We start from the raw sequence: 17,273 nt of genomic DNA on the forward strand, positions 1-17,273 counted from the left end.
TCAATTTAAGTTTTATGTACGCCATTCTCGATATTGAAAGTACCGGAGGTCAATACAACGAGGAAGGCATTATGGAAATTGCTATTTACAGATTTGACGGTCACGAAATTATTGACCAATTCATGAGTTTGGTGAATCCAGAAAGGGAAATTCAACCTTTTGTATCAAAGCTTACTGGAATCAATAATAAAATGTTGCGTACGGCACCCAAGTTCCACGAGGTGGCCAAGCGAATTGTGGAGATTACAGAGGGCGCCGTAATTGTAGCGCATAACGCTCAATTCGATTATCGTATTCTTCGCACTGAGTTTAGGCGGTTGGGATTTGATTTTCAAAGGAAGACCTTATGCACAGTGGATTTGTCTAAAAAACTACTCCCGGAGGCAGAATCCCATAGTTTAGGGAAATTGGTACGTTCTCTAGGTATACCCATGAGCGACAGACACAGGGCGAATGGCGACGCCCTCGCCACGGTCAAACTATTCAAGTTGTTGTTGGCAAAAGATTCTGACAAGACCATTGTTCAAGAGGTAATGCGAAATGCAGAGCATGGTGAACTATCCGCAAATCAGCTGCAAATGGTATCTCAACTACCTTCCAAAACTGGTATCTATTACATGCACAACAAGGATGGGGATATTATTTTTTTAGGAAAGACAAAGGATATTCAGAAAAGGGTCAATCAACATTTTACCAACGTGGGACAATTGGCCAGAAAGCTTCAAAAAGAAACCAAAAAGATTTCTTTTGAGTTGACGGGCAGTGAGCTAATTGCTATTTTGAAAGAGTACCACGAAGTAAAACGTACCCGACCCAAGCATAATCTTATTACCAAGAAGAAACTCTATTCCCACGCTATCAATTTTTCTTCCAACGGAACTCCCCAAATTGAACTTGAAATTGTAAAACGTGCATTTCGTAAACCAAAAAGCATAGGCTTTAACGGAGTAACTTCCGCAAAAAGCTTCATCAGAAAAATATCCCTTGAGCAGCATGTTGAAGTTTTCAAAGAGACTAATTTCAACAGAGAAGATATTCAGGATGAAAACCAAAAATGGGAAAGTATTTTTGTTAAATACAGTTTGTCAGAAAAAAATATAGCCCTTTTTGATAAAGGTAGAGAAGTTGGCGAAAGTAGTTTTATACTCATAAAGGATGGTCAATTAATGGGATATGGTTATGCCGAACTCAACCATCAAATGAATAATATTCATATATTAGAATCGCTGTTGACCCCAATGCGAAGCGATGATAATACGACTTTTATAATCGAGTCCTATTTAAGAAAAAAGCACAGACTCAAAATTTTAGAGTTAACCCTTGCCCTTTGAAAGCGCAAAAAAAACATTCTGGCTGGAAAAATTCTCTTCATGAAATTATTTATGAGGCAGACACTCCTTTGGGAAAACTATTTGACATTGCCCTGGTAATCCTCATTGTCTTGAGCGTAATCCTGGTGATGCTGGAAAGTGTGAAAGAAGTGGATGCAAGGTACCATCAAATCCTGTTTGCCTTGGAATGGATAGTTACCATCTTTTTCTCTTTTGAATACATTGCACGAATCATCAGCATCAAAAAACCTTGGAAATACATCTTGAGTTTTTATGGAATTATTGATTTTGTCTCCACCATACCACTTTATCTATCATATCTGTTTGCAGGTTCTCAAGTGCTTTTGGCTTTAAGGGCTTTCCGTTTGCTCCGTATTTTCAGAATTCTGAAATTGGTGAAGTTTTTAGGAGAAGCTTCCCAACTACGAGATGCGTTGAGGGCAAGTAGGACAAAAATTATGGTTTTTATCTATGTAGTGGTCATACTCTCCATTATTATGGGCACCCTAATGTATCTTATAGAAGGAAATGAAGCTGGGTTTACAAGTATTCCACGAAGCATTTATTGGACCATTGTTACCCTAACCACTGTGGGGTATGGTGATATAGCTCCCCAGACTAATCTTGGTCAGTTCTTGGCCACTGTGATTATGATTTTGGGTTATGGTATCATAGCAGTACCCACAGGTATTGTAACAGTGGAGTTTAACAAACGAAGAGAGAAGCAATGGGTACATACCAATACACAATGTTGTCCCAGCTGTTCTGCCGAGGGACATAGGGATGGTGCCAAACATTGCTACAATTGCGGAGAACTGCTATGAAATCCAAAAAATTGATTGTTGTAGTGGGGCCTACTGCAATTGGAAAGACCAAGTTGGCCATTTCTCTTGCACAATATTTCAAAACAGAAATCATTTCTTCAGATTCCAGACAGTTTTTTAAAGAGATGCAAATTGGTACCGCAGTACCTTCGGAAGAAGAACTAGCCTCCGTCCCCCATCATTGTATTCAACACATAAGTATTCAACAACCCTACTCTGTTGGGGACTTCGAGAAAGATGCCCTTGCTCTCATGCAAAAATTATTTCAGGATAATGACTACGCCATCATGGTGGGCGGAAGTGGATTGTATACAGATGCCGTGGTCCATGGATTGGATGAGTTCCCCGAGGTGCCTTCGCACATTAGGCCAGAACTAAACTTGGTTCTTGAAAATGAAGGCATTGAAAGTCTTCAAAAAGAACTGTTGGAAAAAGATCCTTTGTACTATGAAAAAGTGGATTTGATGAATTCTCATCGTTTAATAAGAGCTTTGGAGATAATTCGTTCTTCTGGCGAACCATTTTCATCCTTTTTAAACAAGGATACTACAAAACGTCCTTTTGATGCAATATACGTTGGCATCAATGCCGAAAGAGAAATCATTTATGAAAGAATTAATCTGCGTGTAGATGAAATGATGAAACAAGGTCTATTGGAAGAAGTAAAAACCTTATACGAGCACAGAAATCTGAATGCTTTACAAACTGTAGGGTATAAAGAACTATTTCGATTCTTGGATGGAGAAATTCCATTGGATTTTGCCATTTCAGAAATTAAAAAGAATACCAGAAGGTTTGCAAAAAGACAGCTGACCTGGTTGCGAAAAAATCCTGATATACTTTGGGTTGATTCCAATGCCGATTTCGAAACAATTGTTTCTCAGGTCAATTCCAAACTAGGCACACATGATTGAAAAAAAGCCAATGGTGTTTATTGTTATGGGTGTTTCCGGGACCGGGAAGAGCACCATTGGAAAACTATTGTCTCAAAAACTACATATTCCTTTTTTTGATGGCGATGACTTTCATCCTGAAGCTAACATTAAAAAGATGGCTTCGGGAAACCCATTGAACGATAACGATCGTTATGATTGGCTTATTGCTCTAAATCAGCTTGCCAAAGAAAATAAATCCAATGGAGCAGTTATTGCCTGTTCCGCTTTAAAGTCGTCCTATAGAAAGATATTAAGGAAAGATATGGAGCCTTCCCCAGTATTTGTTTATTTAGAAGGAACTTTTGAGTTGATTAAATCCCGATTGGAAAAAAGGAGCTCTCATTTTATGCCCATTGATTTACTTAAATCCCAGTTTAAAACTTTGGAACCACCAATGGAAGCTATCAAAGTATCCATAGCCCTTGCTCCAGAAGAGATTATTGAATCAATTTCAAAAAATATAGAACCTTAAAGGTTATGCGCTTTAGAAACAATTAACACTTATTAACTTTCTTTTGAGGTATCTTGGAAAAATTTATAAAGGTTGTCCGTAACAAAAACCTATTGTTACCGTCTAACCTACGACTAATTTAATTTATTGCTCAAAATGAAAAAACTATGCTTTGTTGCAGCTTCTATCATTACGTTTGTTAGCTGTAAACAGGAACCTAAAGAGACTGCCGAGGTTGAAAAAATACCTGGTATCGTCCTTGAAAACATGGACACAACGGTAAGTCCAAAAGAAGATTTCTATAACTATGTCAACGGAAGTTGGATGAAAAATACCGAGATTCCAGAAGATCGTACCCGTTGGGGTGGTTTTTCGGTACTTCGCAAATCCACCGATGCCGACGTACTTCAAATCTTAGCTGATGCCAGAGAAAGCGGAAAATACGATGCCGCTACTGATCAAGCGAAAGCATTGGCCATTTTTGATACCAAATTGGATTCGACTGCACGTGATGCCGCTGGACTTACTCCGCTTCAACCTGCATTGGATGCCATCTCAGGAATCCAAAATTTAAACGATTTACAGACCGTACTTGCTACAAATCCTTCTGTAAACTCGCCTTTTTTAGGCATTAGCGTATTCGCAGACCTAAACAACAGCGCCATGAATGCGGTATATATGGGTCCTGCGGGACTTGGCCTACCAGATCGCGATTATTATTTAGACAACGACGACAAATCCAAAGAGATCCGGGAAGAATATAAAAAGCATATTGTACGGATGCTACAAATGTTAGGAGATAGCGAAGAAGTAGCTTCCGCCGCTTCAGAAAGAATTTTGGAGTTGGAAACTAAATTGGCAGAACCTAGATTGGACAAGGTACAGCGAAGAGACGTGAGAAACTTGAATAACCCAAGGACCATTGCCGAAGCTGACGAGATGTTGAGTAATATCGACTTAAAGAAAATGATTAAAGATGTTGGAGCCACCAAAGCTTTCGATACCATTTTTGTAACTCAGTTAGACTATACAAAAACATTGAACAGTTTCTTAAAAGATACGTCAATCGAAGATCTTAAAACATTAATGAGGTGGGACACTTTCAATAGTGCTGCAGGAAGGCTTTCTTCAGAAATTGAGACTGCCAATTGGGAATTTTATAGCAAATACTTGAGAGGTGCCGAAAAGCAAAGACCAGCAGATGAAAGGGCTTTGGCCACTGTAAATCGCTCTGTGGGTGAAGCATTGGGTCAGTTATATGTAGACGCCAAGTTTCCACCAGAAGCGAAAGCCAAGGCGGAAAAGATGATTGCCAATATTATTGAGGCGTATAAAGCAAGAATCCAAAAATTGGATTGGATGGGAGATTCCACCAAATTGAAAGCCATTGAAAAGCTAGATAAGTTTACGGTAAAAATTGCCTACCCAGATAAATGGGAAGACTATTCTGCTATGGATGTTACTGCGGACAAGACCTATTTTGATAATATGGCTGCCGTAGATAAATGGCAACAAGATGATAATTTTGCAGATATTGGGGAACCTGTGGACAAAAGCGCTTGGGGCATGTCTCCTCAAACGGTTAATGCATATTTTAATCCTCTGAACAACGAGATTGTATTTCCAGCCGCTATCTTGCAACCTCCTTTTTACAACTACACAGCAGATGAAGCTGTTAACTATGGAGGAATTGGAGCCGTAATTGGTCATGAGATTTCCCATGCATTTGATGATAGCGGTTCACGTTTTGACTCTGACGGTAACCTTAAAAACTGGTGGACCGAAGAAGATTTAAAAGCTTTCACTCAAAGAGGGGATTCTTTAGCTGCGCAATATGACAGGGTTGAAGTGTTGCCCGAAGTTTTCGTAAATGGTAAATTTACCTTGGGTGAAAATATTGGTGACCTTGGTGGTGTTCTAGGAGCTTATGATGGTCTACAGAGACATTTTGCTGAAAACGGACGTCCGGAAAATATAGACGGATTTACTCCAGAGCAGCGTTTCTTTATGTCTTGGGCAACAGTATGGAGAACCAAAATACGGGATGAAGCTTTACGTACCCAAATAAAAACAGACCCTCACTCCCCAGGTCATACGAGAGCGATTCAGCCATTACTGAATGTACAAGAATTCTATGATGCCTTTGATATCAAAGAAGGAGATAAGATGTTTTTAGCTCCTGAAGAGCGAGTGCAAATCTGGTAGTTCAATTTTAACTTTAATAAATTAAAGGGCAAACCATAATGGTTTGCCCTTCTCATTTCCAATAACTCCACCCTCATTCTTTTCGCTATATTTGGAAGCATTGCGTACAGAGAAATAAATGCCTTCAAACCAATTTATATGACCACTACCCTAGTTATCGCAGTGATTTCAGGAATTGCCCTATTACTTTTTCTAATTCTGAGATTAAAAATCAACGCCTTTATTGCTTTGCTTATAGGAAGTATAACAGTAGGGTTGATTGCTGGCTTGGATGCTACGGAAATCATTACGACTATACAAAAAGGAATGGGGAATACCTTGGGTTTTGTAGCAACCGTGGTAGGATTGGGGGCCATGTTTGGGGCTATTTTAGAAGAATCGGGGGGAGCCAAGACCATTGCTGATTTCATGATATCCAAGTTTGGACTAAAAAAAGCACCTGCGGCCATGGTGGTATCTGGATTCTTAATTGCCATTCCAGTGTTTTTTGATGTGGCTTTCATCATTCTAGTGCCCATGATTTATGCGCTTCAGCGAAAAACAGGTAAATCTCTTTTATTATATGCTATTCCATTGTTGGCAGGTTTGGCCATTACCCATGCCTTTATTCCCCCAACTCCGGGTCCCATTGCTGTAGCAGATATTATTGGTGCCGATTTGGGGTGGGTGATTTTAGTAGGGTTTATAGTGGGAATCCCAACAGCCTTGATTGCAGGTTTATGGTTTGGAAGAAAGGTTGCTGGTAGAATACACGTTGATGCTCCTGCCAAAGAAGAAACCGAAGAACTGTTGTCGCTTCCACCAATAGGACAAACTCTTTTGATAATTGCCTTACCTATTTTTTTGATTCTTTTAAATACAATAACGGCAACCGGAATATTTGGTATTCAATCCAAATGGTTACTACAGACCATTGCTTTGATAGGACATCCGTTTGCAGCCCTAATTATTGCCAATATCTTAGCTTGGTATGTTTTCGGTATCTGTAGAGGGTTTTCTAAAAAACAATTGTTTGACATTACTACCAAATCGTTGGCACCAGCTGGCACCATTATATTACTGACTGGGGCCGGAGGAGTCTTTAAACAAGTGTTGACCGATACTGGAGCAGGAAAGTTACTAGCTACCTCACTTAGTGATGCTGGAATCCCAGTATTGGCTTTCGCATTCATTAGTGCAGCCATTGTGCGAATTATTCAAGGGTCTTCTACCGTAGCTATGATTACCGCTGCGGGATTGATATCACCTTTATTGATAAGTGCTGCTCTAAAACCTATAGAGCTAGCTTGTATGGTTATTGCCATTGCTTCGGGTGCCAGTATATTTTCTCATGTAAACGATAGTGGTTTTTGGTTAGTAGGGCAATATTTAGGTATTTCTGAAAAGCAGACTTTTAAATCCTGGACCATCATGACCACTATTTTAGCTTTTATTGGAATTTTGACCGTAAGTGTGGTTTACCTATTGGTATAAAAGAAAAAAACCACCCCAAAAGGTGGCTTTTCTATAAACTATGTAAACTCTTTATTGATTTTCAGCCTTTATGACCAATCGGAAACCTTCCCCATGAATATTGAGAATTTCGACAACATCATCCCGCTTTAAGTACTTTCTTAATTTGGCAATATATACATCCATACTTCTGGAGGTGAAGTAGTTATCATCTCGCCATATTTTGGTCAGTGCCAATTCCCGGGGCATCAAATCATTTTCATGAAGTGCCAAAAGGCGAAGTAGCTCATTTTCTTTTGGAGATAATTTGATAGGCTCCTCTTCCATGTATTTTAAGAAACGTAGCTTTGAATTCAAGTGGAAATTTCCAATCTGGAATTCAAATTGTTTGCTATCGGCCAAAGTACTGGAGGCCTTACGCTGAAGTATTGCCTTTAGTTTCATTAGCAACACTTCGGAGTCAAAAGGTTTGTTCAAATAGTCATCCGCACCTGCCTTGTAGCCCTTCAACACATCCTCTTTCATGGTCTTCGCAGTAAGAAAAATAATAGGCACATTCTCATTCTTCTCCCGAATTTCCCTGGCCAACGTGAATCCATCCTTGTAAGGCATCATGACGTCCAGGATACACACATCGTAGTTGTCTTTTTTGAACTTTTCAAAACCTTCCATTCCATTTTTTGCCAATACGACATCAAAATCGTTCATAGAAAGATAATCCTTGAGAACAATACCAAAATTTGGATCGTCTTCGACCAGTAATATTTTTTTGTTTTCTGTTTCCATAGTTTCTTAAATTAAAGGAAGCTTGATAAAGAAAGTACTGCCTTTTCCTTTTTCACTTTCTGCATAAACTTCTCCTTGATGATCTTCTATTATTCGTTTAACATAGGCTAATCCAAGCCCATGACCTTTTACATTATGTATATCTCCGGTATGTTCCCGGTAAAATTTCTCAAATACTCTTTTTAGGACCGGTTTGCTCATTCCTGCACCCTGGTCTTTCACTTTGATAATGATGTGGTTTTTGGCCAATTCGGTATACACATCAATTTTTGGGGCCTCTGGAGAATACTTTACCGCATTGTCCAACATATTTACCATAACATTGGTAAAATGAACATCGTTGGCAAGTACCTCTGATCTTTCTGCATCTAAATGCGCTTCTACGTATCCCCCTCTATCGGCAACTATTAATTCTATATGCGCTAAGGCATCATTAATAATATCATGGGCATCTACCCTATCTTTACTAATGTCCAACTGGTTCTTTTCCAGCTTGGAGATACGCAATACGTTTTCAACTTGGGCGTGCATTCGCTTGTTTTCATCCCTAATCATTCCTAGATACCGCAACACTTTATCCGTATCCGAGATGGACTTGGGATTTCGAATTGCCTCAACCGCTAAGTTTATTGTAGCGATTGGTGTCTTAAACTCATGCGTCATATTGTTGATGAAATCTGTTTTAATTTCAGAAATCTGTTTTTGCTTTATCAATTGATAAATAGCACTTGAGTAAGCAACAACAATCACCAAAGTGAAAACTAAAGACAGAATTGCCATCCCCATTATGGATTTGAACAAGAACCTTTTCATTTTAGGAAATGTGAGCAACAACGAAAAGTTGGTACTGCCCTCACTATCCTTAAAAATGGGAGCTCTATACATTTTGGTATCAGAAAACTTGAATTTCTTGGATTGTACTTTAGTTGGGAATCCCTGACTATACACTCCATATTCAAAATCAATATCTATCTCCCTATTTTTCAGCTCTTGTGCCAAAAGCAATTCTATTTCCTGTTTGGACACTCTTTTATGGATAGGCCTGCTTTTGGCATACTCCATAAAAACGTCTTCCCAAACGGCCTTATCAATACTGGATAATCCACCTATTTTTTCGGCTTTTTGAATCGGTGTTAAACTATAGCGCTTACCGTCCAAACCAAATTCCTCTTTGAACACCGCCTTAGTACGCTTGCTGGTGTAATTTTTAAAGGTGGTGGTATCCTCCCCATTTTGATTATCAAAGAACGTAGATGTTATGTTGTAATCCTCTTCTAAAATTCCATGGGAATAGAAAAGAATTTCATCTGAATTCAAATCCCTATCAACAAACAAAAAGTTTCTGAACTGAGTGGTCTTAGGTTGTCCAATGCTATCTACCAGAGAAGCCAGACGGTCTGAATAGTCTTTCATTTCCCTCTTTTCCACCCTGTTCGCTACCCTATCCAGTATTCCGGTAACTGTCCTTGAAAATTGTTCTTCTTTGTCTTTGACCGATGTCCTTATCCAATAAACTTGCACGAAAATTATGCCGGTTAGAGACAAGCTCATTAGAATGACGAGAAGAACAAAAAGCTTCTTGTTCATTGCGGTAAAATTAGAAATTTAACATTTAGCCCTTTTATCGTTTAACCAAACCTTAACAAAAATGTTAAAATTTAAACCTAAGCTATTGATTTAACAATTGCTTTATGAATCTCGAGGACTTTGTTTTGGGTAGTTTCTAAATCAATATTTTCAACATAAAAATGGGCCATATCCACTTTATCCTTATCCTCCATTTGATTTTCAATGCGTTGTATTACATCACTTGCATTACTCTTATCCCTTTTAATTACACGCTTTACGCGAATTTCTTCTGGTGCGGTAACCAAAACTATGGCATCATAAAAATCTTCATTCCCATTTTCAAAAATCAAGGCGCTTTCTTGAATTACGTATTCCGAATCCTGTTTTTGGGCCCAATCCATAAAATGCTCTTTGACTACAGGATGTACGATTTTGTTTAACTTTTCAAGTAAATTAGTGTCGGCAAAAACCTTTCCCGCTATATATTTACGATTTAGCACCTCATTTTTATAGGCCTCTTTACCCAAAAGTTGTGTTATTGCTTTCTTTAGTTTTGTCGAACTGGACATAAGTTCCTTAGCCTGCATATCGGAATCATACACCGGAACACCCAATTCTGTAAACATCTTTGCGACGGTACTCTTACCACTGCCAATTCCTCCGGTCAACCCTATCTTTATCATTTTCTTTCCAAAACAAAATTAACGGTTCGCTGTTGCAAACGTACCGCGTAAACGGTAGCAGGTTTTTTAGCCACTTTTAGAAAAAGACTATTGTTTGCTCTTCCTCCTAGTTGCTTATAGTCTGCTATAATCTCAAAACTTTCAGGGTTTATAACTTTAAGTTGATCCAACGAGGCCTTGCACACCAATGATACGGTATTTGGGAACATTTTCACGTTGTAGTCTTCAGGGAAGTTTACGGGTTTTACTTCCACTTCAAACACCTTTTCAGAGAACTTAACCACATGTCCAGAAACTTCTGCTCTGTTCGTGGAAAAAATACTGTTATCCAAACCTTTAGGGAAGATGATTGATGCGTCTTCCGAAAAATCTTTTGAAAGATCATTTAGAACAATTGGCTCTGTTTCTACTTCGAACAATGTATCTATTTCATTGGCAGGGCCTTTTACCATTATGGAATCTGGTGAAATTGTTAGAACTCCATCCAATATATGATTAGGCTGAAACTTAAGCTCAATTATGGGTTTTACCGCCAGCTTTTTTTGAGACACTTGATATAAATCGACAACCCATCGGGTACCATCTAAATCCAATAGAGAAATGTTTTGTGAAAGTTGCCTCTCCATTTGTTTCTTAAGAATGTCTTCCGTAAGAAAATATTCTCCGTTTTCATGATTCACTTGGGAGAGACTTATATCCATCCGTTTATTGAAAAACTTGTAATACAACAACTGAAATCCACTAGTTCGAACTTTAGCCTCAAGGTTTTTTGAAGCTTTGTTTCCTAAAAACAAAGTGTCTGGCAAACTTTTATAGTTAAGGGTAAAGTTTGTTCTTGATTCGTAAGAATCAGAAAGGTTACTTAAAAACCAAGCCAAAAAAGAACAAACCAAGAACAAGAAGAAAATCTTTACTTTTCTTCTATTAAGTCCAGCGATGAGGTTACGTTCCATTTTCTATAGGTTCTTGAAGAACAATTTTGGAAAAAGTTCTTCAGGCTTCTTATTGCTAAAATTAACCAAGAAAGTGGATTTTAGAAAACCATAACCGTATCCGGTGAATTGAACCAGAGCCGCATACACCGAAAGAAAGGCCACAATAAGGCTTTTATTCTTTACTAAGGAATCTACAAATAGGAATAAAAAATAAAGGATACATACCGATAATGGCCAAACTATTCCCAGAAAAGACAACACAATTGAGGCAATAAAACCAAAAAGAAAAAAAGTGGGAAACCAATACGTAATCCGTGCAGTTTTAGGGTGCCATTTGGTCAAAATAGGTCTTACCATGCCAAATTTATTGACCTGAGTATAAAACTTATTCCAATCTACCCTTCTTTTATGATACACATAAGCTTCAGGAAACAATCGGGTGTCAAATCCTGCGTCCCAAATCCTAAAGGTCAAATCTGGGTCTTCTCCTGGATGAATCTGTCCAAATCCTCCTGCTTTTTGAAATGCTTCCCGTGAAATGCCCATATTAAAACTTCTAGGTTGGAATTTCCCTACTGCTTTTTTACCTCCACGAATGCCTCCGGTGGTCCAAAAAGAGGTCATCACATAATTAATGGCCTTTTGAACCGTGGTAAACGAATCATCTGCTGCATCCGGTCCGCCAAAACAATGTACGAAATTAGACTTCAACTCTTTATGTACCTCTTCTAAATAGCTTGGAGGTAATATGCAGTCAGAATCCAATACAATAAAGTAATTTCCCTTGGCCCTTTGCATTCCATAATTTCTGGAGTCGCCAGGCCCTGTATTTGGTTTGAAGTAATATGAAATCTGTAACCTATCTTCAAACCGGGCAATAACTTCTTTGGAATCATTAGTAGAACCATCTTCGATAATTACCACTTCATATTCTCCAGAATACTTTTGTTCCAAAAGACTCTCCAACAGTTCCCGAATCTCTTCAGGCCTATTGAAAACGGGAATGATTAAGGACAGTTTTACATCCATAAAAAAGAAAGCCATCCATAAGAGGATGGCCCATTGTTTTACTTTCTTATCACTTATTTGGAGAATTCATCAATAACTTCTTGACTAACCCCAGTGTTTGAGAAACCTCCATCATGGAATAGGTTCTGCATGGTCACTTTTTTAGTAAGGTCTGAAAACAGCGTTATGGTGTAATCTGCACAATCATCCGCAGATGCGTTGCCCAAAGGCGACATTTTTTCTGCATAGTTGATGAAACCATCAAATCCTTTTACGCCTTGACCGGCCGTGGTTGGTGTTGGCGACTGGGAAATAGTGTTCACTCGAACTTTTTTCTCTTTACCAAAGAAATAGCCAAAGCTTCGTGCCACCGATTCCAAATAGGCTTTATTATCCGCCATATCATTATAATCTGGAAAGGTTCTTTGAGCCGCCATATAGGTCAAAGCCACAATACTTCCCCACTCGCTCATGGCATCTGCCTTAAAAAGCGTTTGCATTACCTTATGGAAAGAAAGTGCTGAAACATCCCAGCCCTTGGTCGTGAAATCGTATTTCTCATCAGTATAAGCTCTACCCTTTCTTACGTTTACGGACATTCCAATGGAATGAAGAACAAAATCCAACTTTCCACCTAAGATTTCCATGGATTTTTCTACCAGATTTTGAAGGTCTTCCTCATTAGTGGCATCCGCTGGAATGATTTCAGAATTGGTTTTTTCGGCCAGTTGTTTTATTTGCCCCATGCGCATGGCAATGGGAGCATTGGTAAGTACGAATGTACCTCCTTCTTCATGAACCCGTTCCGCAGTTTTCCAAGCAATGGAGTTTTCATCAAGAGCTCCAAAAATGATACCTCGTTTTCCTTTTAATAGATTGTACGCCATAGTATTTTATTCGCGTTGGTTTAGCGGCAAAGATATTTATTCTTTCTGATTATACTATCTAAAAAGTGTAGTGGCAACTAAGGTTGTTTCAAGAGCTCCCGAGCATGTGCCATAGCAGAGTCTGAAAGTGCTTTGCCTCCCAACATTTCTGCAAGTTCCTCTATCCGTTCTTCTTCTGACAATTGCCTCATTTGAGTAGTATCCAAACCATCCTGTTCCCCTTTATATACTTTAAACTGATGTTTTCCTTTGGAGGCTACCTGTGGCAAATGTGTAATGGAAAAAACCTGCATACTTTTACTCATCCCAAGCATTATTTCTCCCATTTTTCCTGAAATCTCACCAGATACCCCTGTATCAATTTCATCAAACATTAAGGTTGGCAATTGTTCATATTGAGCCAAAATGGATTTTATCGTCAACATGATACGGGAAAGTTCACCTCCGGAAGCCACTTTCTTCAATTCGCCATACGATGAACCTTTATTGGCCGAAAAAAGAAAGGTTAAATCGTCTTTACCATTGGATTTGAAATCTTTAGCTGGATTTATCTCTATTTTGAAAGTGGCAGAAGGCATTCCCAATGTGTAGAGACTATCCTGAAGCCTGCTTTTTAGTTGCGGAATTACCGAATTACGGGCATCCCGAATTTGTAAAGCCGTTTTCTCCAAGTCTTTTTCAGAAGCCAAACATTCCTGTTCCTTTTCATCAATGCGAGCCTCTACATTCTCTACAGCATCTACTTTCTCCTCCAATTCGCCCTTTACCTGAATCAATTCCTCTACAGAACCTACTTGGTGCTTCTTCTGTAAATCATACAGCAACTGTAATTGACCATTAATACTGTCCAATTTCAGGGGATTTGCTTCCACCCCACCCTGAATATTTTCAATTTCTGAAGCCACATCATCCAACTCAATATATATGGATTCTATCCGCTTAGAGAGTGAATCATACATAGGTCCATATTGGGAAAGGTTCTGAAAAATGCGTTTAAGTTCCTGGACCTGTTCCGCTATGCCTATTTGCTCACCATTCATCAATTGATGGCCTTGAGTAAGCAATTCCATTATTTGTTCTACATTACTGAGTTTTTCATGCTCAGACTCCAATTCTTCTTGAATTCCTTCTTTCAATTGTGCTGTATCCAATTCTTTCAGCAGGAAAGAATTATAGTCATGTTCTTTATTCGCGCCAGCCTGAAAATCTTCTAATTCCTTTAATTCTGCCGTTAATTTTTTGTAAGAAGTCAACTTCTGTCCATACGCCTTAAGCCGTTCCTTATTATTGGCCAAGGCATCCACAACCTTTAGTTGAAAATCATTTTCCGTCAATCTAAGGGTTTGATGTTGTGAATGCACATCTACCAACTGTTCTCCCAAGGATTTAAGAATATCCAGAGTAACTGGAGAATCGTTTATAAAAGCCCGTGATTTACCGCTGGGCAAAATCTCCCTTCGTAAAATGGTATCGTCTTCATAATCCAAATCATGCTCAACAAAAAACTCACGCAATCCGTAGTTAGAAACAGTAAACTCGGCTTCGATAATGCACTTTAGTTGGTCATTCTGTAAACTGGATAGGTCCGCCCGTTTTCCTAAAGCAAGTGCTAATCCTCCCAAAAGAATGGATTTTCCGGCTCCTGTTTCACCGGTAATGGTTGTAAAACCTTCAGAAAAGGAAACATTGATATCATTGATCAATGCATAATTTTTAATAGAAAGATGGGTAAGCACAATTTGTTTTTTACCCGATAAAGATAAATGTCTTTGAAGAAATGGACTAGTAATTTATTTCATTCCAAATATTGGAATAAAATGGTGCCACGCTGTTCAAGGTTTCTTTTAGGCGTACAATGTCCACTTTGGGGCCGTCCGAAAAGATGTTCTGTATTTCTTCCGACTTGGCATCAAAAAAGGTTTGAATCAAAAAAGCATTGGGTCTTCGCTTGATAAGGGTTTCAAAAAGTCTAAGACTTCCAGCAATTACCTGCTTACCCGTACTGTTGTTATCGCCTAAAATATCCAATCCCTTACGATGATAATTGTACATGGCTATTCTGTATTCCCTAAAGGAATTGCTTAAAAGATTGTCCACTAATTCAAAACGGGAACGGGTTCCAGTTTCCTGACTCCAACCGGCCGAGTTGGTTCCCTGGGCTTGTGTTACGATGTTTTGTGCCCTTCTGTAATAATCATCCCCGCCTTGAAGGGAAAAAGTATCGGCATCCAAACCTATTATAATATAGACGTAGTAGGCCACTACTGCAATTAAGTTGGATTCAAATACATTCTCATTATACACCAAAGGCTGAAATTCTTGGTAAATGAAGTTAAATGCGTTGTCCTTGTAATTGAATACAGGGCTTTCATAAGAAGTATTGTAAACCGGTCGAGATGATTGGATTTGGATGTTGGCTTCAAACCTGTCCGATTCATATTGGGTTACGGTGATGAACATTCGTGCATTGATGCGTTCATTTTCCCGAAACACCCTGTCTGTCCACTTATTTTTGTTGACAAAATCATTCAAAGAACGCTCTAGGGTTTTAAAAATCTGTTGATTGGTTTGATTCACCTGGTCTGAATTCACAACTACCTCACAGTTCAATTCCTGAGCTGTCCCGTATGAGCAAATAACAAGAAGAGAAAAAAAGAAAAGTAGTTTATGCATGAATCCTGGCAATGATTTCATCCCAAATATCTAAAGCAACTTCGGGCTTTGTCTTCAAAGCAAACGTTTTTATCTCCAAATTCTTATCGATAAACGAAACTTTATTGGTTCCTGCTCCAAAACCAGCACCATCATCTTTCAAGGAATTTAGAACAATGGCATCCAGATTTTTTCGTTCCAGCTTACCTTTTGCATTTTCCATTTCGTTTTCGGTTTCTAATGCAAAGCCTACGAGAAATTGATTTTTCTTTTGCTGCCCCATTGAGAGGAGAATGTCAGGATTACGTTCAAGCTCTATAATTAAATCCCCATCCTTTTTCTTCATTTTTTCTCGGTGAACTTCTTTGGGGCGATAATCAGCAACTGCAGCTGCGCTAATGGCAATATCCATGTCCGCATAATATCGGTGGCATGCCTCATACATTTCTTGGGCAGATGTAACGCGAATGAGCTGAATTCTATCGTTAATGGCGTCTAAACTTGTAGGACCAGATACTAAAATAACATTAGCCCCTTTATTTGCGGCAGCTTCAGCTAGTTCAAAACCCATTGTGCCGGAAGAGCGATTTCCCAAATAGCGCACAGGGTCAATCGCCTCATGCGTTGGTCCGGCTGTAATCAACACCTTTTTATGTTGTAAAGGAAGCCCGGAAAGTAAATCTTTTGTAATGTAGGAAAGTATGGTTTCTGGTTCCGCCATACGTCCTTCGCCGTGAAGACCACTTGCCAATTCACCGCTTTCGGCTGGTATCATTTTATTTCCAAAGGAAATCAATTTGTCTAATGTGGCTTTAGTGGATGGGTGTTTGTACATGTCCAAATCCATAGCCGGAGCAAAATATACGGGGCTTTTTGCTGATAAATAAGTAGCCAACAACAAGTTATCACAAGTGCCATTTGCCATTTTAGACATTGTATTGGCCGTAGCGGGGGCAATTATGATTAAATCTGCCCATAAGCCAAGCTCCACATGATTGTTCCATGAAATGCTTCCATCTTCTTCATTAACAAAATCGGTAAGAACAGGATTTTTTGACAGAGTGGAGAGCGTTAGTGGAGAAACAAAAGAGCTGGCACTTGAGGTCAAAACTATTTTGACCTCAGCGCCAGCTTTTATCAACAACCTTGTTAAAAAGGTGGTTTTGTATGCGGCAATTCCTCCGGTAACCCCTAAAAGGACTTTTTTACCGCTGAGCATAATTTATGCGTCTTTCTCTGTGTTTCTGTAATAGATTTTGTCCTCTAGCCATTCTATGACTGCCAGAGCATGTGGTTTTGGAAGTTTTTCGTAAAACTTAGAAACTTCAATTTGCTCTTTGTTTTCAAAAACCTCCTCCAAGCTATCGCTATATGTGGCAAACTCCTCCAACTTTTCCAACAACTCTTTCTTTATCTCAGAGTTGATTTGTATCGCTCTTTTCGCGGTAATGGAAATTGCCTCATAAATGTTTTCTGTTTTGTCATCGAATTCGTTTCGATTCAATGTTTTTGTAGAAACCGGAGCTTTAGTATTCTTTAAATCCTGCATGATGCC

The 17,273-nt window shown here is 38.9% G+C and carries 16 protein-coding genes; 6 read left to right on the plus strand and 10 right to left on the minus strand.

Annotated elements, in window-relative coordinates; genetic code table 11:
• Positions 1–14 precede the first annotated feature (14 nt).
• The 6 genes from ACOKFD_RS04445 (at position 15) to ACOKFD_RS04470 (ending at position 7,219) form a co-directional block, all read left to right on the plus strand.
• Positions 15–1,331, plus strand: a complete 1,317-nt coding sequence (locus tag ACOKFD_RS04445) for an exonuclease domain-containing protein (protein WP_422860152.1) — start codon at positions 15–17, stop codon at positions 1,329–1,331.
• Positions 1,328–2,155 (plus strand): ion transporter, encoded by an 828-nt coding sequence (locus ACOKFD_RS04450; RefSeq protein ID WP_298999086.1) that lies wholly within the window; start codon positions 1,328–1,330, stop codon positions 2,153–2,155. Before ACOKFD_RS04445 ends, ACOKFD_RS04450 begins: the two co-directional genes overlap by 4 nt.
• A complete protein-coding gene (miaA, locus tag ACOKFD_RS04455; RefSeq protein ID WP_422861001.1) occupies positions 2,152–3,069 on the plus strand; it encodes a tRNA (adenosine(37)-N6)-dimethylallyltransferase MiaA in 918 nt (305 codons plus the stop codon). The genes ACOKFD_RS04450 and miaA overlap by 4 nt, the downstream gene beginning before the upstream one ends.
• Positions 3,062–3,562 carry a gluconokinase gene (locus ACOKFD_RS04460; RefSeq protein WP_422860153.1) on the plus strand — a complete coding sequence of 167 codons (501 nt, stop codon included), beginning with the start codon at positions 3,062–3,064 and terminating at the stop codon, positions 3,560–3,562. Before miaA ends, ACOKFD_RS04460 begins: the two co-directional genes overlap by 8 nt.
• A 135-nt stretch (positions 3,563–3,697) precedes the next feature.
• The gene (locus tag ACOKFD_RS04465; protein ID WP_422860154.1) at positions 3,698–5,746 is read left to right on the plus strand and encodes a M13 family metallopeptidase; all 2,049 of its coding nucleotides are present in this window, start codon (positions 3,698–3,700) and stop codon (positions 5,744–5,746) included.
• 138 nt (positions 5,747–5,884) lie between these two features.
• Positions 5,885–7,219 carry a GntP family permease gene (locus tag ACOKFD_RS04470; protein WP_422860155.1) on the plus strand — a complete coding sequence of 445 codons (1,335 nt, stop codon included), beginning with the start codon at positions 5,885–5,887 and terminating at the stop codon, positions 7,217–7,219.
• A 51-nt stretch (positions 7,220–7,270) separates the two neighbouring features.
• Here the strand turns inward: ACOKFD_RS04470 and ACOKFD_RS04475 are convergent, their stop codons facing one another.
• From ACOKFD_RS04475 to ACOKFD_RS04520, 10 genes are all read right to left on the minus strand, one after another.
• A complete protein-coding gene (locus tag ACOKFD_RS04475; protein ID WP_298999090.1) occupies positions 7,271–7,984 on the minus strand; it encodes a response regulator transcription factor in 714 nt (237 codons plus the stop codon).
• 6 nt (positions 7,985–7,990) lie between these two features.
• Positions 7,991–9,571 (minus strand): sensor histidine kinase, encoded by a 1,581-nt coding sequence (locus ACOKFD_RS04480; protein WP_298999092.1) that lies wholly within the window; start codon positions 9,569–9,571, stop codon positions 7,991–7,993.
• A 77-nt stretch (positions 9,572–9,648) separates the two neighbouring features.
• On the minus strand, positions 9,649–10,236 hold the full coding sequence (gene coaE / locus ACOKFD_RS04485; protein ID WP_422860156.1) for a dephospho-CoA kinase: 588 nt from the start codon (positions 10,234–10,236) through the stop codon (positions 9,649–9,651).
• On the minus strand, positions 10,233–11,189 hold the full coding sequence (locus ACOKFD_RS04490) for a hypothetical protein (RefSeq protein WP_422860157.1): 957 nt from the start codon (positions 11,187–11,189) through the stop codon (positions 10,233–10,235). The genes coaE and ACOKFD_RS04490 overlap by 4 nt, the downstream gene beginning before the upstream one ends.
• Before the next feature lie 3 nt (positions 11,190–11,192).
• Positions 11,193–12,200: a glycosyltransferase gene (locus ACOKFD_RS04495; protein ID WP_422861002.1), complete on the minus strand. Its 1,008-nt coding sequence runs from the start codon at positions 12,198–12,200 to the stop codon at positions 11,193–11,195.
• A 53-nt stretch (positions 12,201–12,253) separates the two neighbouring features.
• Entirely contained in the window at positions 12,254–13,066 is an 813-nt protein-coding gene (locus tag ACOKFD_RS04500) for an enoyl-ACP reductase FabI (protein WP_422860158.1), read from the minus strand.
• Between the two features lie 77 nt (positions 13,067–13,143).
• Positions 13,144–14,802: a DNA repair protein RecN gene (recN, locus tag ACOKFD_RS04505; RefSeq protein ID WP_422860159.1), complete on the minus strand. Its 1,659-nt coding sequence runs from the start codon at positions 14,800–14,802 to the stop codon at positions 13,144–13,146.
• A 46-nt stretch (positions 14,803–14,848) separates the two neighbouring features.
• Positions 14,849–15,739, minus strand: a complete 891-nt coding sequence (locus tag ACOKFD_RS04510; RefSeq protein ID WP_298999097.1) for a DUF4835 family protein — start codon at positions 15,737–15,739, stop codon at positions 14,849–14,851.
• Positions 15,732–16,937 (minus strand): bifunctional phosphopantothenoylcysteine decarboxylase/phosphopantothenate--cysteine ligase CoaBC, encoded by a 1,206-nt coding sequence (gene coaBC, locus ACOKFD_RS04515; RefSeq protein WP_422860160.1) that lies wholly within the window; start codon positions 16,935–16,937, stop codon positions 15,732–15,734. Before coaBC ends, ACOKFD_RS04510 begins: the two co-directional genes overlap by 8 nt.
• Positions 16,938–16,940: 3 nt before the next feature.
• The gene (locus tag ACOKFD_RS04520; RefSeq protein ID WP_298999100.1) at positions 16,941–17,267 is read right to left on the minus strand and encodes a DNA-directed RNA polymerase subunit omega; all 327 of its coding nucleotides are present in this window, start codon (positions 17,265–17,267) and stop codon (positions 16,941–16,943) included.
• Positions 17,268–17,273 lie beyond the last annotated feature (6 nt).

This window comes from Flagellimonas ulvae, assembly GCF_049333175.1.
Classification (GTDB): domain Bacteria; phylum Bacteroidota; class Bacteroidia; order Flavobacteriales; family Flavobacteriaceae; genus Flagellimonas.